The following is an 18,906-nucleotide window of genomic DNA, read 5'->3' on the forward strand; positions in this document are numbered from 1 at the left end:
AGCTCGACGAACACTACCTTGCCACACACCGCCCGACGCCAGCCGATCAGGCCGTCTACAGCGTGCACGATGCGCTGACCGACTACTACCTTGAGCACGGCCAGAACCTGCCCAGCGCCGAACCGATTCGCGCGCGGTTCAAGCTGCTCACCCGCTTTCTGGAGATCGAGCGCGCTGCGGGCCGCGTTTCCTCTCCGCTCCTCCCAGATCACATCGATGACCAGCTGCTCGAGCGTTTCCGCGCATGGGGCGCAGCGGATCCGATCGTCGCGCGGCGCAAGGATGCGGACGGCAACTGGATCAATGGCAAGTCCCGCGCGCGCAGCCCCTCGACGGTCGAGGAATCGGTCATCCAGCTGAAGGCCGCGCTGAACCATGCGTTCAAGGCACGCCGCGTCCGCTACGTGCCACCGCTGCGCCACAAGACACGCGATCAAGTGACGCCGGAGCGGTCCTTCCGCCTAAGCCTCGATGCGCTGGGCGAGCTGCTGGACTACAGCCTGCGCGGGGCGGGGAACTATGCGGGACACGGCGACCGGCTATTGCCGCTGCGGCGCTACCTCATCGGCGCGATCTGCACGCTGGGCCGCCCTGACGCCATCCTCGACATGAACGTGTCGCCGGAGCGCGGGCAATGGCTGAAAGCTGAAGACCTGTTCGCGCTCAACCCTGCGAATCGGCCCCAGACGCCCAAGCGCCGCCCAGTCATGCCGGTCGTCCCGCTCCTGCGCTCATGGCTGGAGGTGACGGACGAATGGTTCGTCTGCGCCGAGCGCATGCAGTGGGATCCGAAGCAGAAGATCGATGTCGTCGAGCAGCACGGCGTGACCGGCATCCGCACAGCCTGGGGGGGCGCTTGCGAGCGGTTCAAGATACCGGCCGGGTGGGGGCCCAAGCTGATCCGGCATTCCATGGCGACGATTCTCGCCAATCGCGGTGTTGATCTGATCCAGCTCGAAATGGCGCTCGGCCACCGCGTTCTGGGCAAGACATCCAGCCGCTATGCGATCTTCGGACCGGACTATCTGAGCAGCGTCCGCGCCGGTATCGAGGACGTGATCGCGGACCTCACCAAGGCCGCTGGACCGGCACTTCACGCAAAGGTCACGCAAAAGACTGCGGATGTCGCCGTGCTGCGGGCATGAAAAAGCCCCGCAAAAGCGAGGCTTTTCAATCATCTGGCGATGGTGGGCGTAGCAAGGATTGAACTTGCGACCCCTACGATGTCAACATAGTGCTCTACCACTGAGCTATACGCCCGCACCATCAAGCTTCCGCCGCGCCGGAGCGCTTTGGAGAGGCAGCCCATTAGCCTTGGGCGGCTGGGCTGGCAAGGGGGGTTTTTCTGACTCCTCCGACCGTGCGATTGGAAGAAGTTACCCCTCTGTCAGTCCTGCGGACTGCCGCCGCCCCATTTGTGCTGCGCAAAAATGGAGAGGATCAGGACGTCAGCGCAAATTGCCGGTCATCGGCGAATCGGCGAAGACGCGTTCCACTTCCATCACGAGATCGCGCAAGTGGAAGGGTTTCGACAGCACGCGCGCGCTTGGTGCCTCGCGGTTGGCCTTGAGCGTGACGGCAGCAAAGCCAGTGATGAACATGACCTTGGTGGCCGGACTGATCTCCGCGCAGCGCTGTGCGAGTTCGATCCCGTCCATTTCGGGCATGACAATGTCGGACAGCAGCAGATCGAAATGCTGGCTTTCCAGCAGGGGTACCGCCTCGGTGCCGCGATCGACCGACACCACTTCGTAGCCCGCGTTCTCAAGCGCGCGTGCGAGGTAGGTGCGCATCGCTTCTTCGTCTTCGGCGAGGAGGATTCGAATCATGGTCACCTTCAATCGTCTTGCCAGTCTGCCTGGACCCGGTCAGCCTGGGTTTCTGTGCCCGCGAGCCGTAGCTGACGGCATTCCTTACCCGATTGCCTAAACCCGCGCAGGTTAAGATTCCGTCCAGATCGGCTCCCGGGACTTAATCGCGATCGCAAAAGGGCAAACTCTGAACCCGCGCCGGACAAGGACGATTTCCGGCCTGCAAAGCACCATGGAGCACTTTGACATACGCGCCAAACCCCGGCAGCTTTTGGTCATGGATCGACTTTTTGCGTCGCCGGGCGAATCGCCTGCGCACGGCAGTGCCGCAAGCTTCAACGGGGCCACCGCCTCGAGTGGAGGAAGTGTCCCCGGTCTGGAGGGTTCACCTGCCTTCACCGTGTGGCAGAGCGATCCTTCGCCGGTGCCGGTGGTGATCGCGGTGCCGCATGCCGGACGCAGCTATCCACCCGAACTGGTTTCGCGCATGCGCCAGCCTGCCTATAGCGCGCCGCGGCTGGAGGACCGGCTGGTCGATCTGGTCGGCCGCGCGGTGGCGGACCGCACCGGGGCGGCGCTGCTGGTGGCGCATGCGCCGCGCGCGATGATCGATCTCAACCGCGCTAGCGACGATGTCGATTGGGACATGGTCGGCGGCGGGGCGCCGGATGCGAGCTCGCTCCCGGTTGCTTCTTCAACCTGGCGCCGTGCGCGCAGCGGGCTCGGCCTCGTGCCGCGGCGGCTGCCGGGGTTGGGCGAACTGTGGAAATGGCCGATCGCGCACGATGACCTCGCCGCGCGGATCGAAGGGGTGCACCAGCCTTATCACACCACGCTGGCGGCCCTGCTAGAAAACGTGCGAGAGCGCTGGGGCGCGGCGCTGCTGATCGACCTGCATTCGATGCCGCCGCTGCCGGCGCGCGCGGGTGAACAGGCGGCGGAGTTCGTGGTGGGCGACCGGTTCGGCGCAGCCTGCGACGGCGCGCTGGTTGCGGAGGCCTTTGCCGCGCTGGGGCAGGCGCGGCGGCTGACAGCGCACAACCGTCCTTACGCGGGCGGTTATGTGCTGGAGCGGCATGCGCGCCGCCAGGCCGGTGTGCATTGCCTGCAGCTGGAAATCGACCGCCGGACCTACCTTGACGCCGCTCTGGCCGAACCGGGGCCGGGGCTTGATGAAACGATCGAGGTGGTTGCAGCGCTCGTCCAGCGCATGGCGATTGCAGTCGCCGATCTGGGCCGCGAGCGTGGCTTCTGGCGCGCGGCCGCGGAGTAAATCCTTGAATCCAAGAAAAAACCGCCTGGAGCTTTGCTCCAGGCGGCCAAGGTTCAGGGAGGAGGTGCACCAGGTGCACCCGCCGCGCCGAGCCATGAGGGGAGCCCGTCGCGACTTACGGAAGATAGGTTGCGTCCTTCGACAGTGCAAGCAGTTTTGCCGCTCGCACTGTCGCGAATGGTAACAGCAACCGATCTGATCTGTAATACTGGCGATCAGAACGCCGGCAGCGGCGGCGTGGGGCCGACGCCCTGCTCAACCTGCTTGCCGAAAATCGTGCTCATCAGATCGAGCGAGAAGATGTGCGCATAGACCAGCGGCAGCAGGCCGCTCTGCGCCCAGCCGCGCAGGACATCGCCGCGCATGTCGCGCAGCTTTTCCTGATTCACCATCTGGAAGCCGCGGTAGACGAAAGGCTGCTCGACACCGGGCTGCTGGATCGCAGCTTCGCCGTCCATCAGCAGATCATGCTTGGCAAGTTCTTCGACGAAGGCCTGCGTGCGCTGGCCGGCCTGCTCGAACTGCTCGCAGAACTGCAGGACGTTGCGGGTGGCTTCCGAAGGCTCCTCACCGCTGAACAGGGGTTCGCCTTCGGGGAAATCGCCGAGCAGGCCCGAGGAGGGATCGAAGCACAGCGAAAGATCGGTGGTTTCCTGCGTCAGCTTCGCGAGGAGGAAGGGATAGCGGCGGGCATAGGCCGGCACGTAGGCACCGGGGGCCACGTTGCCTTCGGCATCGACAAACACGTTGATGCCTTCGTTGAGGCCCATCAGCGCCAGCGGCACCGGGTTGTCGCCCGCAGCGAAGATGATCGGGAAGTGGCGCGCGGCCTGCGGAAATTCCTCAACCGTCAGCGGCACGGCATGCTGGCCGACCATCCATGTCGCGGTCTGCGAGGCACGGGCCTTCCAGTTCGCATGATCGCGCAGGTTGAGCGGCGTGAGATCGTTGTAGAACAGGGGCAGGGATGCTTGCGGCGCGCTCGCCATGAAATTCTCTCCGTCAGACTGGTTGCCATGCACGCGCCAGAGCCGGCGGGATTGCGGCGGGAATTGGCCGTTTAGGGATTGTCCGTAGCCTGCGCAAGAGTGCCTGAAACAGCGGTGTCACACGCCGGGACTGGTCCCATCAAATCAGCTTGCCGGGATTGAGCAGTCCGTGCGGATCCAGCGCGGCCTTGATCTGGCGAAGCAGCGCCAGCGCGACCGGATCGCCAAGGCGCGCAAGCTCGTCGCGCTTGAGCTGGCCGATGCCGTGCTCGGCCGAAATCGAGCCGCCCCACCGGGTGACGAGATCGTGGACTTCGGCGCTGATCGCCTTGCCATCGCCCTGCTGCCATGTGGCCGGATCGACCCCGGCAGGCGCGATGACGTGGAAGTGGATGTTGCCATCGCCAAGGTGGCCGAAGCCGACCGCGCGCGTGCCGGGCCACGCCGCCTCGATCTGCGGCACCGCCTGCTCGACGAAATCCGGCATCAGGTGCGTGGGCACGCTGATATCGTGCTGGACGGCGGGGCCTAGCGCCCGCTCTGCCGGGGCGATGCTGTCGCGCAAGGTCCAGAAGGCTTCGGCTTGCGTTTCGCTGGCGGCGATGGTCGCATCGGCAATCAGACCGGCCTCGAAGGCGGAGGCCAGCAAGGCTTCGGCGCGTTCGGGCAGGGTGGCGGCAGCGGCTTCGTTGGTTGCGACGAGCTCGATGAGGGCGTGCCAGGCGTGGGGCTCTGCCAGCGGAGGGCGGGCGGAAGGGAGGTAGGTGCAGACCGCTTCGAGCGAATGGCGCGGCATGACCTCGAACCCTTCGAGCGCGGCGGCGGCGTGGCGTTCGGCATGGAGCAGCAGCGCGCGGGCGGCGTGGAGCGATGCCAGGCCAGCCCAGAGCACGGCGCGCCCCGCAATGCGCGGCTCGAGCCGGAGCGTGGCGGCGGTGACGATGCCCATGGTGCCTTCCGAGCCGATCAGCACTTGCTTCAGGTCGAAGCCGCGATTGTCCTTCTTGAGCGGGGTGAGGGTATCGAGCACCGAGCCATCGGCCATGACCGCCTCGAGCCCGAGCACCATCGCGCGCATCGTGCCGTGGCGCAGCACTTGCGTGCCGCCGGCATTGGTGGAGACAAGGCCGCCGATTGTGGCCGAACCCTTGCCGCCGAGGGTGAGGGCAAAGCGCAGACCGGCCGCGTCCGCCGCTTCGTGAAGCGTTTGCAGGACGACCCCCGCATCGGCGGTGACCATGTGGTTTTCGGCATCGAGCACGCGGATCGTGTTCATCCGGCGCAGGCTGAGCAGCAGGGCGTGGCCGCCGCTATCGGGCGTGGCGCCGCCCGACATCCCGCTATTGCCGCCCTGCGGCACCAGGGCCACGCGGTGCTGGGCGCAAAGCTTCACCAGCGCGGCGACTTCGGCAGTGGAGGCGGGCGAGGCCATGGCCATCGCGCGGCCAGTGAAGCGCCCGCGCCAATCGGTGAGCCAGGGAGCCATGAGATCGGCATCGGCCGTGAAGCCGCGCGGGCCAAGCAGCGCGGCAGCCGCCGCAAGGAACGGGGTGTGATCGGTATCAGCCATCGCCTGCCGGGCTAATCCCGCCAGGGTGTTGTGGGCAATTCATTTTTTCTGAAAGGCGAGTTAAGCCGGGGTTCAATCAAAAGTGCTAACGGGGACAGGCGATTCTCCGGTGGCTTTCAGGGCCTGAAAAAGAGTCGGGGCGGGAAAAGAGTTTCGAGGGACCACACTGCTGTTGCAGTCATCATGACAACGTTATTCGATCTTTTTGCGAGCATCGCCCTGACCTTGCCGGGATTCCCGGCAGGCGAGAGCGCGTTTGCGCCGATCGATGACGCGGCGGTGGCGCAGGATGTGTGGGACGTGGCGGCGTTGCCGGCAGGCACGCTCCTGCTGGTCAACCCGCCGGCCTCCGCGCCGGCCGCAAGCGCTGCAGGGATCAACCCGATCGCGCCCGATGTGTGGGATCAGGTGCGCATCGAACAGCAAGTAATCATCCGCGTGACGCCGCGCGATGCCGGACGCAATGCAGTGGCGCCGCAAATCATGCCGCTTCAGCCGATGCAGCCGATCCTGCAGCCGATGCTGCCGCAGGCGCGCTCGAATGCCGTGCGGTTCCGCGAGCGCAAGACGGGCAAGTGCATGCCCGCAATGGGAATCGCCGCAGTTCAGCCGATCACCGATGGGCGGCTGATGTTCTACATGCGCGATCGGCGGATGCTGGCGGCGGGCCTCGAAAAGGCCTGCAGCGCGCGCGATTTCTACCTTGGCTTCTACATGTCGAAGACAACGGACGGCCAGCTTTGCGTGGGCCGCGATGCCATCCATTCGCGCGCAGGGACGACCTGCAAGCTCAAGGATGTGCGCGAATACGTTCCGGTTGACGGAAACTGACGTTCGGGCGGCGGCCTCCGTAACCACTTTCCTTGACTTTCTAGGCCGTTTGGGACTAGGCGCGGGGCCACGATGGCGGTCCGCGAGGTCCGGCCTTCCGCGCGCCGGACAATCTGGCACGCATCTGCTTTTCGGAAAAACCACCACCCATGAAATTTGCCGATCTCGGCCTGTCTGACGAATTGCTCCAGTCGGTTCTCGACGCGGGCTACGATACCCCGACCGCGATCCAGGCGCAGGCCATCCCCTCGGTGCTGATGATGCGCGATATCATCGGCATTGCGCAGACGGGGACGGGCAAGACGGCGAGCTTCGTGCTGCCGATGATCGACATTCTGGCGCATGGCCGCCGCCGCGCGCTGATGCCGCGCTCCTTGATCCTTGAGCCGACGCGCGAGCTTGCCGCGCAAGTCGCCGAGAATTTCGAGAAGTATGGCAAGAACCACGACCTGAAGATGGCGCTGCTGATCGGCGGCGTGCAGATGGGCGATCAGGTGAAAGCGCTGCAGGACGGCGTGGACGTGCTGATCGCGACGCCGGGCCGGCTGATGGACTTGTTCGAGCGCGGCAAGATCATGCTCAACGGTTGCAGCCTGCTGGTGATCGACGAGGCGGACCGCATGCTCGACATGGGGTTCATCCCGGACATCGAGACGATCTGTTCGAAGCTGCCCCCGCAGCGCCAGACGCTGCTGTTTTCGGCGACGATGCCGCCGGTGATCAAGAAGCTGGCGGACAAGTTCCTCAGCAATCCGAAAAGCATCGAGGTGGCGCGGCCCGCATCGAACAACACCAATATCGCCCAGCACAAGGTGCATGTCTCCACGCGCGGCAAGCGTGAAGCGCTGCGGCACCTTCTGCGCACCGACAACGTGGGCACCGCGATCATCTTCGCCAACCGCAAGACGACGGTGCGCGAACTGGCCAAGAGCCTGCAGCAGAGCGGCTTTTCGGCGGGCGAGATCCATGGCGACATGGACCAGAACGCACGCAATGCCGAACTGCAGAAGTTCAAGGACGGGGTGATCTCGATCCTCGTCGCGTCCGATGTCGCCGCGCGCGGGCTGGACGTGAAGGGCGTGAGCCACGTGTTCAACTATGACACGCCGTGGCACCCCGATGACTATGTCCACCGCATCGGCCGCACGGGCCGCGCAGGCGCGACGGGGCGGGCGTTTACGTTCGTGACCGACGACGATGCCGAAGCGATCGCCAACGTCGAGAAGCTGACGGGGATGAAGATCCCGGTGTTCACGCTCGATGGCGCGGACGCGGCGGCTGCGCCGGTGGCGGAGAAGCGCGAGCGGGCGCCGTGTGCCGAACGTGCGCCGCGTGCTGAAAAGGCCCCGCGCCGTGAGCGGGCACCGAAGGTTGCGGCGCCGGTTGACGAGATCGAGGTTTCGCCTGAACTGGCCGAGGCTCCGGCAGTAGCACCGGCGCGGGCACCCCGCGCGCGGCGCGACGAGCCGCGTCCGCCCAAGGATGTGCTGACCGAGCTGCCTTCGCAGCCGGGCGAATGGAACGGTCCGGTTCCGGGGTTCCTTAGCGTTTCGGCGCTTTAGAGCGTTGGCTTGATCTCGAGGTCGGTGAACAGAAACTCACCGGTTGAGCAGATCACCCGAACTACCGGCTCTGCCGTCTTGAGCGGAAATCTCCGTGTTTCCTCACCGAGCGTGACTGTAACTTCGCTGCCAGAGTAGGTCAGTTTGAACGGCTGGACCGTGCCTGGCTTGGTAAGCATGGAAAACGGCAGCATCTCGTCCTCCGCGCCCCGATTGGTGAATTTCAGAGCCTGGACAACCTCCTCGCCGGTTGGCGACTTGCGCTTGTCTATTGGCAGGGCAATCATCGAGAAACCGGCGAAAGCTTCAGGGGAAGCACCGGGCTGGAAAGCAGAGCTGATATCAACGCGGCCAAGCGGGGCCCATTTCTTGACCTCTGCGATCGTGCGCAGCTGAAGATTGCCGGTGACCGTGAAGGGGCTGGACGGTGCAGGGAGTACGAGTTCGGAAAAGTGCTGGCTGGCCGTATCGCAATCGTATGTGATCCCTGCAGCTCTTGCCGATACTGGGAAGGCAGCGCCGGCAAGAGCCGCAACTGCGAGTAAGGGAAGCGCTCTCATTCCAGACTCTCCGTTTGTGCCGGCCTCGGTGCGCCGGAGGCGAACGATGGTGGGGTCGGCCTCGTTGGACAAGGGGAATTGCAGCCGGATCAGTGTTATTGGTCTCAAGCAGCCTTCACAAAACTATCAATCACCCGCTTCCGATCCCCGGTCTCGAAATCGATCTCCAGCTTGTTGCCTTCCTGCGCGGCGACCACGCCGTAGCCGAACTTGTCGTGGAACACGCGGGTGCCGATGGTGATGTCGGTACGGGGCTTGGCGGCAAAGCTGGCGGCGCTGCGGCTGGGTTCGGCGATGCGTTTGGGGGTGGCATCGTAGGTCGTGGCGGCGGCGCGTTGCCAGCCGGGGCCGCGGGTGAGGTTGCGCGCGGGGTTGGCGCGGGCGACTTCGGCGAAGGGGTCCGAGTGTTCGGACCACTGTGCGCGCCACAGGGATGCTCCGCCGCTCATCGTGGTTTCTTCCTCGATATGATCGGCGGGCAGTTCGCCGACGAAGCGGCTGGGGATCGAGCTGGTCCACTGGCCATAGATGCGGCGGTTGGCGGCGTGGAGAATGGTGCAGCGTTTGCGCGCGCGGGTGATCGCGACATAGGCGAGGCGGCGTTCCTCCTCGAGGCTGGCGAGGCCGCCTTCATCGAGCGCGCGCTGCGAGGGGAACACGCCTTCTTCCCAGCCGGGTAGGAACACGTTGTCGAATTCGAGGCCCTTGGCGGCGTGGATGGTCATCACGGTGACCTTCTCGGTATCCGCCGCGGCGTCGTTGTCCATGACAAGGCTGACGTGTTCGAGGAAATCGCCGAGCGTCTCGTATTCCTCCATCGCGCGGGCGAGTTCGGTGAGGTTTTCGAGGCGACCTGAGGCTTCGGTGCTTTTTTCGGCCTGCAAGGCGGCGGTGTAGCCAGATTCATCGAGCACGGTGCGCATCAGTTCGGCGGGGGTGAGCGTCGCGATCCCGTCGCGCCAGCCGATGAAGCTGCGCATCAGGCTGGACAGCGTGGCGCGGGCGCGGGCGGGGAGTTCGTCGGTATCGCACAGTTCGATTGCGGCGGCGGCCAGCGGAATGCCGCGCGCGCGGGCGTGGCGATGAAGCTTCTCCAGCGTCTTGTCACCCAGCCCGCGCTTGGGGGCGTTGTAGATGCGCTCGAAGGCGAGGTCGTCTTGCGGGGAGGCGATGACGCGCAAGTAGGCGAGCGCGTCGCGCACTTCGGCGCGTTCGTAGAAGCGGAAGCCGCCGACGATCTTGTAGGACAGGCCGATCTGGATGAAGCGGTCCTCGAACTCGCGCGTCTGGAACGAGGCGCGCACGAGGATGGCGATGCGGTCCAGCGGCGCGCCTTCGCGCTCGAGGCGCTCGATGTCCTCGCCGACGCGGCGGGCTTCCTCGGGGCCGTCCCACACGCCGATGACGCGGACCTTGTCGCCGCCGTTCACCTCGGTCCACAGCGTCTTGCCGAGGCGCTGGCTGTTTTCCGCGATGACCCCGCCGGCGGCGGCGAGGATGTGCGGGGTAGAGCGGTAGTTCTGCTCCAGCCGGATCACCTTGGCGCCGGGAAAATCCTTTTCGAAGCGCAGGATATTGGCGACTTCTGCGCCGCGCCATGAGTAGATCGACTGGTCGTCATCGCCCACTACGCAGATGTTCTTGCGCCCTTGCGCGAGGAGGCGGAGCCAGAGGTACTGGACGGCGTTGGTGTCCTGATATTCGTCCACCATCACGTATTTGAAGCGGCTCTGCCAAGATTCCAGCACTTCGCGGTGCTGCTTGAAGATGGTGAGCATGTGGAGCGTGAGATCGCCGAAATCGCAGGCATTGAGCGCGCGCAGGCGGTCTTGATAGAGCGCGTAGAACTTCGCGCCCTTGCCGTTTGCATAGGCCTCGTTGTCGAGCGCATCCAAGTCCTTGGGGCCGAGGCCACGGTTTTTCCAGCGGTCGATCAGGCCCGCGAGCTGGCGCGGGGGCCAGCGCTTGTCGTCGATCCCTTCGGCCTGGATGAGCTGCTTCAGCAGGCGCAGCTGGTCGTCCGTGTCGATGATCGTGAAGGTGCTTTGCAGGCCGACCAGTTCGGCATGGCGGCGCAGCATCTTGGCGGCGACCGAGTGGAACGTGCCGAGCCAGGGCATACCTTCTACCGAAGGGCCGATCAGCTGGCCGACACGCTCACGCATTTCGCGCGCGGCCTTGTTGGTGAAAGTGACGCAGAGAATCTCGGGCGGCCAGGCGAGGCGCGAGCGCAGCAGGTGCGCAAGGCGCGCGGTGAGCGCGGCGGTCTTGCCGGTGCCCGCGCCCGCGAGCATGAGCACGGGGCCTTCGGTCGTCAGCACGGCCTCGCGCTGCGGGGGATTGAGGCCTTCAAGCCAGGCGGAATCAGGTGCGGTTACAAGCGTCACACCGGAACAAGTAGGGAACTTCGCCGGTGCGTGCAAGTCTGCGGGGAGGAGGCTGGTTGCGCCAACCGAAGCGAGCGGGCATGGCACCCATGAAGCCGGGGTAGGGGATATATGAACACTGCAAATCCGTTCGTGGTCCACGCGCGTGTGCTCATGGCCAGCCTCGTCGGCACGGCGGTCGAGTTCTACGATTTCTACATCTTCGGCACCGCCGCCGCGCTGGTAATCGGGCCGCTGTTCTTCCCCGCCGAGAGCCAGGCCGCGCAAACGCTGCTGGCGCTGATGACCTTCGGGATCGCGTTCTTTGCGCGTCCGGTGGGCGCGGTGGCGTTCGGCCATTTCGGGGACCGGATCGGGCGCAAATCAACGCTGGTCGTCTCGCTGCTATTGATGGGTGTCTCGACCTTTCTGGTCGCCTTCCTGCCCGGTTATGCGGTGGCAGGATGGCTTGCACCTGCGATGCTGTGCTTGCTGCGCTTTGGCCAGGGGTTCGGCCTTGGCGGTGAATGGGGCGGGGCGTCGCTGCTCGCGGTCGAGAATGCGCCAAAGGGTATGGAAGCCCGGTTTGGCATTGCCGCGCCGCTGGGGGCACCGCTGGGGTTCCTGTTTGCCAATGGGTTGTTCCTGCTGCTGGGGCTCTTCCTGTCCGAGTCGGACTTCCTCAGCTGGGGGTGGCGCGTGCCGTTTCTGGCGAGTTCGCTGTTGGTGATCCTGGGGCTGTGGATCCGGCTGCGTATCGGCGAGACGCCCGCGTTCAAGGCCTCGCTGGAAGCCGCGCCGCCGCCGCGCGTGCCGCTGGGCAAGCTGCTGGCAGACCATCCCGGCGCGGTGCTGGCGGGCACGATGGGCGTGATCGCGTGCTTTTCGCTGTTCTATCTTGCGACGACCTTCGCGCTTTCATTCGCGACGACCAAGCTGGGTTACCCGCGCGAGACGGTGCTGGCGATCCAGCTGGGCGCGGACGTGGTGTTTGCGATCGGCATCGTGGTTTCGGGCTGGTGGTCCGATGCCGCCTCGCCGCGGCTGGTGATGGCGGTGGGGGCGGCGCTGACCGGGCTGGTAGGGCTTGTCTTTGGCAGCGGGCTTGCGGCGGGATCGCTGCCGGTGCTGTTCCTGACGCTCTCGGCCACGCTGTTCGTGATGGGGCTGTGCTATGGCCCGATCGGGGCTTGGCTGCCTTCGCTCTATCCGGTGGATGTGCGCTATACGGGCATTTCGCTGGCGTTCAATCTGGGCGGGATCGTCGGCGGAGCGCTGGCGCCGCTGGGAGCCGCGTGGCTTGCGGTGCATGGCGGTGTGGTGTGGACAGGGCTGGTGCTGACGGCGGCTGGGGTGGTGACGCTGGTGGGGGTGCTGGCGGCGCCGCGGGGGGTTTAGGAAGATTACCCCTCCGACCCGCCTGCGGCGGGCCACCTCCCCATTTGTGCTTTGCAAAAATGGGGAGGACCGTATTGCCCTCCCCATTTTCACGAAGTGCAAATGGGGAGGTGCCTGAGCGAAGCGAAGGCGGAGGGGTTATTCCGCCACCCGCATCAGTGTCAGCCTTGCCTTGCCGACCTTTCGCTCCGCATCGATTTCAAGGCTGCGCACGCCGGCGGGTTCATCGGCATGGGTTTCAAGGCTGACCCAGGTGCCGGGACCGATCCAGCCGAGCCGCAGCAAGCGGTCGATGGCAACTGCGCCCGCGCCCGAGCCGTAGGGCGGATCGAGCATCACCACATCGAGCGGGGCTGGCACGGGGCCGAGCGCGAGGACCGAGGCGGCGCGCACGTCGCACTGGGCCTGCGCATGAAGCGCGGCGATATTGGCGCGAAGGGCGCGGATCGCGGCGGCGTCCTGCTCCACGAACACGGCCTTGGCCGCGCCGCGTGAAAGCGCTTCGAGGCCGAGCGCGCCCGAGCCTGCGAAGAGGTCCGCAACCGTGAGCTCCTCGAAGCTGCCTAGGCGGCTGGTGAGCATCGAGAACAGCGTTTCGCGCGTACGGTCTGCGGTCGGCCGCGTGGTGTCGCCCGCCGGGGCCGAGAGCTTGCGACCGCGCCAGGTGCCGGCAATGATCCGCAGCATCAGCGCTTGGCTCCGGGCCGCCCGCCGGGCTTTCTGGGCGAACTGCGCAGCGTCCTGCTCGGCGCGCGTTGATCGGGCCCGGGTGACGGCGCCTCGGCGGGAGTCTTGGCATAAGGCCGGTTGGGATAGGTTTTCGCGGGCTGCTTGGGTGCGGAAGGCTTGGCGACAAACTGACCAGCATCGGCGGAAGGCCGCACACGTTCGGCGCGCGCGCGCGAAGGCCGTTCGGGCTCGCGCAGCGGGCGCGCCGGCCTTGCGGGCTTGGCGGCTTCTTCAACCGGCTTCGGCGCGCGCGGCGCATAGGCCTTTCCGGCGTGGACGGCCTGCTGCACGCGGGTGGCGTGATCGCCGGCGAGGCCCTTGCGGAAGCGCTCGACCACGACCTGCGGCACTTCCTCAGCGCCCCCGCGCGGCAATTCGCCGAGATCGAAGGGGCCATAGCGCAGGCGCAGCAGGCGCGAGACTTCGAGGCCGAGATGTTCGAGCACGCGGCGGACTTCGCGGTTCTTGCCTTCGGTGAGGGTCAGCTCGATCCACTTGTTGCGGCCGGCGCTGCGTTCGAGATTGGCGTTGATCGGGCCGTAGTGGATGCCCTCGATCTCGATCCCCTGCATCAGATCGTCGAGCTGGATCTGCGAGACATCGCCGAACGTGCGCGCGCGGTAGGTACGCGGCACGGCGTTGGCGGGCAGTTCCATCGCGCGCTTCAATTCGCCGTCGTTGGTGAGGAGGAGCAGCCCCTCGGTGTTGATGTCGAGCCGGCCGACCGGCATCACGCGGCCAGCGCCTTCGGGCAGGGCATTGCGCAGCGCGGTGTAGATCGTCGGGCGGCCGGTGGGATCGCGCTCGGCCGTGATCAGGCCCGAGGGCTTGTGGAACATGAACAGGCGCGGAGGTTCCGGGGCGGCGACGGGATTGCCGTCAACCGTTACGCCGCGCAGGTTCTTGAGGATCGTGGCGGGGGTGGTGATCACCTCGCCGTCGAGCGCGATGCGCCCTTCGGCGATATAGCGCTCTATCTCGCGGCGGCTGGCAACGCCGGCGCGGGCGAGGAGTTTCGCGATCCGGTCGCCTTCGCGCGGGGTGCCATCTTCCGCCAGCGCGCGGGTCTGCGGCACGGCGGCGGCCTTGGGCAGGCGCGGCTTGGGGATCTTGTAGGGGGCGGGGGCTGCCGGGTTGCGGCGCGAGCCTGCAGCGTTAGGAGCCGCGGGCCTTCCCGGGCGGCCGCTCCTGTCTTTGGGGGGGAATGCCATGGCTAGCCCTTACGCCGGAGAGTGCGCGCCGTCACCCTGCTTCGTGCAGGGCGATCTCACGCTGGCAGATTTCGTGGAAACGGCGGATGCCGCCTTCGAGCGTGCCGAGGGTAAGCTGGGGCACCGCGCCGGTGGCGAGGCCCTGCTGGCCGAGTTCGGCAGCGCGGAAGTCTTCCGAACCGAAGACCTGCCCGTCGAGCAGTTCCCAGCTGCGACGCCAGTGATCCTCGGCCTTGGGGGTGGCCGGGGCTTCGGCAATCAGCATGAAGTCCTCGACGAGGGTGAGATCGTGCGCCTGCGGCATGATCGTCATCAGGTTCACATAGTCCGGGCTGATCACGATGACGGTGGCGGGAAAGAGCTGGTAAGCAAACGTGGCGACACGGCGCAGCGCGGGCCAGTCCGCCAGATCGAGCCCTTCGAGTTCGGTCGCGCGGCCGACCAGCGAGCGCATGTGCGGGCCGACTTCGTCGCCCGCCGTCACCCCGTCCTTGAAGTAGGGGCCGATGGTGCGGGCGTGGAGGCGCTGCACGTGGTAGCTTTCGAGGAAGGCGTCCATGATCAGCTTCCAGTTGGAGGCGACCCGGTGCGTGCGGCGGGCGTAAAGATGGTGCGCGCCAAGGTCTGCGGCGGCGAAATCGGCGCTGATCTCGGTCGCCTGCGCGAAATCTGTCTGCTGGGGCGCGAACCAGATCAGGCCGCCGGCTTCGAGGCTGGGCAGTTCGATCAGGCCCAATGCGGGCTGGTCGAGGCCGGGGAATGTATCAGGGCGCGGGAGCGCGAGGAGCTTGCCATCGGTGCCGTAGGTCCAGGCGTGATAGGGGCAGACGAGCCGCTTGGCGCATTGCACCTCACCGCCTTCGACCAGCCGCGTGCCGCGGTGGCGGCAGACGTTCATGAAGACGTGCAGCTTGCCGGCGGTATCGCGGGTGAGGAGCAGCGGGCGGCCAGTGGCATCGTGGGGCACGGCCATGCCCGGCTCGGGCAGCAGGGCAGATGGCGCGAGGACTTGCGGGAAGCGATCAAACAGCGCCGCCTTCTCACGCGCCCAGTGTGCGGGGTCGGTATAGACGCTGGCGGGCACGTGGCTGATTGACGTGCCCTTGCGGCCCGCGCCTGCCGCGACAAGGCGGGCCAGTTCCAGCTGGCCATCCGTGGGCCGCTTCGCTCTTTCAGTGGTGGCCATTTCGCGGCTCTCCCCGGATTTCATCACTCTCCGCCGCTAGGCATAGCGCAATTTGCCGCTTAGCATGCAGGGTAAATTGAAAGCGGGGACAAGGGTTTCGCATGGCTTCGACCGGGGCATCGACAACAGCAGAAGCGGAGAAGCCGCCGCGCCCCAAGGGCTTTCGGCTGCTGATGATCGCGCTGGCGACGCGCAAATCCGCCACGATGCTGGGCTTCGGGTTTTCGTCCGGCCTGCCTTACGCGCTGCTGATCGGCACCCTCAATGCCTGGCTGGGCGAAGTGAAGATCGATCTGGCGACCATCGGCGTGCTTTCATGGATCGGGCTTTCCTATTCGTTCAAGTTCCTGTGGTCGCCGCTGGTGGACCGCATGGCGCTGCCGGGGCTGGAGGCGCTGGGGCGGCGCAAGAGCTGGATCCTGCTGTGCCAGATCACGATGGTGTTGGGCTTTTCGGGCCTCGCCGCGACCGATCCGGCGCATGCCATCGGCACCTTTGCGCTGTTCGCCTTCCTCGCCGCGCTGGCTTCGGCGACGCAGGACGTGGCAGTGGATGCCTGGCGGATCGATGTGGCGGACGCGGATACGCCTGTCGAGCTGCTCTCTTCGATCTACCAGTTCGGGTACCGGATTGCCTCGATTGTCGGCGGCGCGCTGGCGCTGGTGCTGGCGGGGCGCATGTCGTGGCCGCTGGTCTATTGCCTGATGGCGGGGCTGATCGGGTTGATCTGCATCGTTACCCTGCGCGCGCCCGATACGCCGCGGCCCGAGCAGGGCACCTTGCACGAGGCACTGGCGCAGCCGGGTGAACTGGAACCACGCGCGCGGTGGCTGGCGCTGCTGATCGTCGGCACGAGCTGGGCCTGGGCCATCGGCACAATCATCCGCTTCATGGTGACGATGCTGAGCCCGCTGGGGCCGGGCGAGAAGCACCCCTCGGTTGGCGATTTCACGCGCGAATATGCCCCGTTGATCGTTCTGGCGACGGTGGCCGTGCCGCTGCTGGTAGCTGCGACCACCAATGTGCTGAAGCGGAATGGCCGCGCGGTGCTGACCGAACCTGACCGCAGCGTTTCCCCTGCGCGGACGGCTGCGAACCATCTCTATGTTGCTTTGATTTCGCCGCTGGCCGAACTGGTGGCGCGGCTCGGCTGGGGGGTGCTGGTGGTGATCGGCATGATCCTGACCTACACCTTGTGCTACAATGTGTGGTCGAGTTTTGCCTTCCCGTTCTACCTTGATTTCCTGCACTATTCGAAGGACGAGGTTGCCTTCGCCTCCAAGCTCTTTGGTATTTTCATGACGATCGCGGGGATCAGCCTGGGCGGCTATCTGTTCCTGCGGCTGGGGCGGATGCCGACGATCCTGATCGGCGCGATCCTGCCGATGCTGGGCAATTTCGTCTATGCCGATCTGGCCGAGGGCGCGGTGCATATCGATGCGGTGGGGCAGACGCTGGGGCTGCATTGGCTGTTCGCGCTGTTCGGCTTCGATCCGCGCATGGTGCGGCTGCTGCTGGCGATTTCGTTCGAGAACATCTCCACCGGCATCGCGGGGGCGGCCTTCGTGGCCTATCTCTCCGGCATCGTTTCCAAGCGCTACACGGCGGTGCAATATGCGCTGATGTCGTCGCTGACGTTCCTGATCGGCTCGCTCGGGCGCGGGATCGCGGGGGAGGCGTTCGATCTCTACGGCTATGCGACGGTATTCCGCTGGACGGCGGCGGCGGGGCTGGTGGCGGTGCTGTTCGTGTGTCTGGAATGGGTGCGGGTGAGCCGCGAGGTGGTGGTGGTTGTTCCCACCGAAGTCTGACGTTGCGCCTGATCCTTCGACAAGCTCGGGATGAGCGGGCCTTGGGCTCTTCGTAAACCAGACCTTGCTCGGGATGAGCGCGTCTTGGTCTTTCTCACAATCACAAACCCCGCTCAGGACGAGCGAATCTTGGTTTTTCCGCAATCACAAACCTCGCTCACCCTGAGCTTGTCGAAGGGTGCTCGCGCTGCGGTTCAGTCCGGCGCTTCGTCGTTGCGCTTCAGCACATCGCCCGCGAGGTAGAGCGAACCCGCGATCAATACGTCGCCTTCAGGCGGCAGCGCGGCGAGGGCTTCGGCCACATTGGCGAAACTGTGCACGCGCAGCGAGGTGAATGGCGCGAAGTCTGCCGGGGTGTGCGCTTCGTGGCCGGGGGCGGGGACGATGGAGACCGAAGCGACTTTGCCGGCAAGGGGGCGCAGGATGGCGCTGGGGTCCTTGCTCGTGAGCATGCCCATGACGAGATGGAGCGGGGCGCTGTCCGTGAAGTGGCGGGCGATGGCCTGGCCTGCATCGGGATTGTGCCCGCCGTCTAGCCAGACGGTGCGCTGACCGGCGAGCGCGGTGAGCGGTCCTGAGCCAAGGCGCTGGAGGCGGGCGGGCCAGCGGGCGGCGCGGATGCCTTGGGCCATGGCTTCGGGGGTGACGGGGACCACGCTTTGGTGGCGCAGCATGGCGATAGCGAGCGCGGCGTTGTCGGCCTGATGCGCGCCAACCAGCGAAGGGAGCGGGAGTTCGAGCGTGCCGTGGGAGTCGCGATATTCGATGGTTTCACCAACCTCGGCCCACCAGTCGCGGCCGCGCAGGTGGACGGGCGCGCCGATGTGGCTCGCGGTGGCGAGAACGCTGGCGAGCGGGCTTGCGGCATAGCTTTGCACCACGAGCGGCGCGCCGGGCTTGGCGATGCTGGCTTTTTCGAAGGCGATGCGGGCAAGGGGCTCTGCGGGTGTGCCTTCCTCCGGCACCAGCAGGAAGGACTCGTGGTCGATGCCCAGGGTAGCGATGCCGCAGACGGCGGGGTTTTCGAGGACGTTGGTTGCGTCCAGCCTGCCGCCGAGGCCGGTTTCGATGACGCAAGCGTCTGCCGGTGTCTCGGCGAAGGCGAGGAAGGTGGCGACGGTGGTGACTTCGAAGAAGCTGGGGCCAAGGTCTTCGGCAGCATCGAGAACGCGTTCGAGGAGATCGGCGAGGCTTTCGTCGCTGATGAGTTTTCCGGCGATGCGGATGCGTTCGTTGTAGCGCACGAGGTGCGGCTTGGTGGCGGTGTGGACCACGAGGCCCTGTGCTTCGAGGATGGCGCGCAAGTAGGCGCAGGTCGAGCCTTTGCCGTTGGTTCCCGCGACGTGGAACACCGGCGGCAGGCGGCGCTGCGGATTGCCGAGGCGCGCGCAGATCTCGCGTACGGTATCGAGGCCGAGGCGACCCTGGGGCAGGGACAGTGCGCCGAGACGGTCGAGCTGCGCCTGCACGCGCTGGTTTTCGGAAATGGCGAAGTCGCGCAAGATTACCCCTCCGTCAGCGCTTCGCGCTGCCACCTCCCCATTTGCACTTCGCGAAAATGGGGAGGACCTTTCTTGTTCCTCCCTGTTTTGGCGAAGCCCAAACGGGG

Annotated in this window: 14 protein-coding genes, 1 tRNA gene and 1 pseudogene; 6 read left to right on the forward strand and 10 right to left on the reverse strand. The window is 66.0% G+C overall.

Annotated elements, in window-relative coordinates; genetic code table 11:
* Positions 1–62: 62 nt before the first annotated feature.
* Complete coding sequence (locus ACODS2_RS14390; protein WP_488999452.1) at positions 63–1,145, forward strand: hypothetical protein; 1,083 nt, start codon at positions 63–65, stop codon at positions 1,143–1,145.
* Positions 1,146–1,185: 40 nt separating this feature from the next.
* Here ACODS2_RS14390 and ACODS2_RS14395 read toward each other — a convergent pair.
* Both ACODS2_RS14395 and cpdR read right to left on the reverse strand, forming a co-directional pair.
* Positions 1,186–1,260: transfer RNA gene (locus tag ACODS2_RS14395), tRNA-Val, on the reverse strand.
* A gap of 188 nt (positions 1,261–1,448) precedes the next feature.
* Positions 1,449–1,829: a cell cycle two-component system response regulator CpdR gene (gene cpdR, locus ACODS2_RS14400; RefSeq protein WP_298174675.1), complete on the reverse strand. Its 381-nt coding sequence runs from the start codon at positions 1,827–1,829 to the stop codon at positions 1,449–1,451.
* Positions 1,830–2,088: 259 nt separating this feature from the next.
* Between cpdR and ACODS2_RS14405 the strand changes: the two genes are divergently transcribed.
* The gene (locus ACODS2_RS14405; protein WP_488999453.1) at positions 2,089–3,084 is read left to right on the forward strand and encodes an N-formylglutamate amidohydrolase; all 996 of its coding nucleotides are present in this window, start codon (positions 2,089–2,091) and stop codon (positions 3,082–3,084) included.
* Positions 3,085–3,299: 215 nt separating this feature from the next.
* Here ACODS2_RS14405 and ACODS2_RS14410 read toward each other — a convergent pair whose 3' ends face one another.
* Both ACODS2_RS14410 and ACODS2_RS14415 read right to left on the reverse strand, forming a co-directional pair.
* Complete coding sequence (locus ACODS2_RS14410; protein ID WP_298174671.1) at positions 3,300–4,073, reverse strand: SapC family protein; 774 nt, start codon at positions 4,071–4,073, stop codon at positions 3,300–3,302.
* 139 nt (positions 4,074–4,212) lie between these two features.
* Entirely contained in the window at positions 4,213–5,643 is a 1,431-nt protein-coding gene (locus ACODS2_RS14415; protein WP_488999454.1) for an FAD-binding oxidoreductase, read from the reverse strand.
* 183 nt (positions 5,644–5,826) lie between these two features.
* Here ACODS2_RS14415 and ACODS2_RS14420 point away from each other — a divergent pair, with 183 nt between their 5' ends.
* Together ACODS2_RS14420 and ACODS2_RS14425 are read left to right on the forward strand one after the other, a co-directional pair.
* Positions 5,827–6,474 (forward strand): hypothetical protein, encoded by a 648-nt coding sequence (locus ACODS2_RS14420; RefSeq protein ID WP_488999455.1) that lies wholly within the window; start codon positions 5,827–5,829, stop codon positions 6,472–6,474.
* 149 nt (positions 6,475–6,623) lie between these two features.
* Positions 6,624–8,036, forward strand: coding sequence for a DEAD/DEAH box helicase (locus ACODS2_RS14425; protein ID WP_488999456.1), 1,413 nt, complete (start codon positions 6,624–6,626; stop codon positions 8,034–8,036).
* Here the strand turns inward: ACODS2_RS14425 and ACODS2_RS14430 are convergent.
* The gene (locus ACODS2_RS14430) at positions 8,033–8,668 is read right to left on the reverse strand and encodes a hypothetical protein (RefSeq protein WP_488999457.1); all 636 of its coding nucleotides are present in this window, start codon (positions 8,666–8,668) and stop codon (positions 8,033–8,035) included. The two genes, ACODS2_RS14425 and ACODS2_RS14430, sit on opposite strands and share 4 nt — an antisense overlap.
* 32 nt (positions 8,669–8,700) lie before the next feature.
* The gene (locus ACODS2_RS14435; protein ID WP_488999458.1) at positions 8,701–10,983 is read right to left on the reverse strand and encodes an ATP-dependent helicase; all 2,283 of its coding nucleotides are present in this window, start codon (positions 10,981–10,983) and stop codon (positions 8,701–8,703) included.
* 111 nt (positions 10,984–11,094) lie between these two features.
* Between ACODS2_RS14435 and ACODS2_RS14440 the strand changes: the two genes are divergently transcribed.
* The gene (locus ACODS2_RS14440; protein WP_488999459.1) at positions 11,095–12,360 is read left to right on the forward strand and encodes an MFS transporter; all 1,266 of its coding nucleotides are present in this window, start codon (positions 11,095–11,097) and stop codon (positions 12,358–12,360) included.
* A gap of 138 nt (positions 12,361–12,498) precedes the next feature.
* Here ACODS2_RS14440 and rsmD read toward each other — a convergent pair whose 3' ends face one another.
* The 3 genes and pseudogenes from rsmD to ACODS2_RS14455 all read right to left on the reverse strand — a co-directional run bounded on the left by rsmD (position 12,499) and on the right by ACODS2_RS14455 (position 15,486).
* Positions 12,499–13,047 (reverse strand): 16S rRNA (guanine(966)-N(2))-methyltransferase RsmD, encoded by a 549-nt coding sequence (gene rsmD / locus ACODS2_RS14445; protein WP_488999460.1) that lies wholly within the window; start codon positions 13,045–13,047, stop codon positions 12,499–12,501.
* 353 nt (positions 13,048–13,400) lie between these two features.
* Positions 13,401–14,300 (reverse strand): annotated as a pseudogene (locus ACODS2_RS14450) (pseudouridine synthase); the annotation flags it as partial.
* A gap of 31 nt (positions 14,301–14,331) precedes the next feature.
* Positions 14,332–15,486: an aromatic ring-hydroxylating oxygenase subunit alpha gene (locus ACODS2_RS14455; protein WP_488999461.1), complete on the reverse strand. Its 1,155-nt coding sequence runs from the start codon at positions 15,484–15,486 to the stop codon at positions 14,332–14,334.
* 101 nt (positions 15,487–15,587) lie between these two features.
* On the opposite strand from ACODS2_RS14455, the gene ACODS2_RS14460 reads away from it, so the two are divergent.
* Positions 15,588–17,297 carry an AmpG family muropeptide MFS transporter gene (locus ACODS2_RS14460; protein WP_488999462.1) on the forward strand — a complete coding sequence of 570 codons (1,710 nt, stop codon included), beginning with the start codon at positions 15,588–15,590 and terminating at the stop codon, positions 17,295–17,297.
* A gap of 194 nt (positions 17,298–17,491) precedes the next feature.
* Here ACODS2_RS14460 and ACODS2_RS14465 read toward each other — a convergent pair whose 3' ends face one another.
* On the reverse strand, positions 17,492–18,799 hold the full coding sequence (locus tag ACODS2_RS14465; protein WP_488999463.1) for a bifunctional folylpolyglutamate synthase/dihydrofolate synthase: 1,308 nt from the start codon (positions 18,797–18,799) through the stop codon (positions 17,492–17,494).
* Positions 18,800–18,906 lie beyond the last annotated feature (107 nt).

The sequence above is a fragment of the Novosphingobium sp. FG137 genome, assembly GCF_057809735.1.

Bases quoted from the DNA above. Each gene is read 5' to 3' on its own strand.
- ACODS2_RS14440 (WP_488999459.1), top strand. From the start codon at position 11,095: ATGAACACTGCAAATCCGTTCGTGGTCCACGCGCGTGTGCTCATGGCC.
- ACODS2_RS14405 (WP_488999453.1), top strand. From the start codon at position 2,089: ATGGATCGACTTTTTGCGTCGCCGGGCGAATCGCCTGCGCACGGCAGT.
- ACODS2_RS14415 (WP_488999454.1), bottom strand. From the start codon at position 5,643: ATGGCTGATACCGATCACACCCCGTTCCTTGCGGCGGCTGCCGCGCTG.
- ACODS2_RS14455 (WP_488999461.1), bottom strand. From the start codon at position 15,486: ATGGCCACCACTGAAAGAGCGAAGCGGCCCACGGATGGCCAGCTGGAA.
- ACODS2_RS14425 (WP_488999456.1), top strand. From the start codon at position 6,624: ATGAAATTTGCCGATCTCGGCCTGTCTGACGAATTGCTCCAGTCGGTT.
- ACODS2_RS14410 (WP_298174671.1), bottom strand. From the start codon at position 4,073: ATGGCGAGCGCGCCGCAAGCATCCCTGCCCCTGTTCTACAACGATCTC.
- rsmD (WP_488999460.1), bottom strand. From the start codon at position 13,047: ATGCTGCGGATCATTGCCGGCACCTGGCGCGGTCGCAAGCTCTCGGCC.
- ACODS2_RS14420 (WP_488999455.1), top strand. From the start codon at position 5,827: ATGACAACGTTATTCGATCTTTTTGCGAGCATCGCCCTGACCTTGCCG.
- ACODS2_RS14460 (WP_488999462.1), top strand. From the start codon at position 15,588: ATGGCTTCGACCGGGGCATCGACAACAGCAGAAGCGGAGAAGCCGCCG.
- cpdR (WP_298174675.1), bottom strand. From the start codon at position 1,829: ATGATTCGAATCCTCCTCGCCGAAGACGAAGAAGCGATGCGCACCTAC.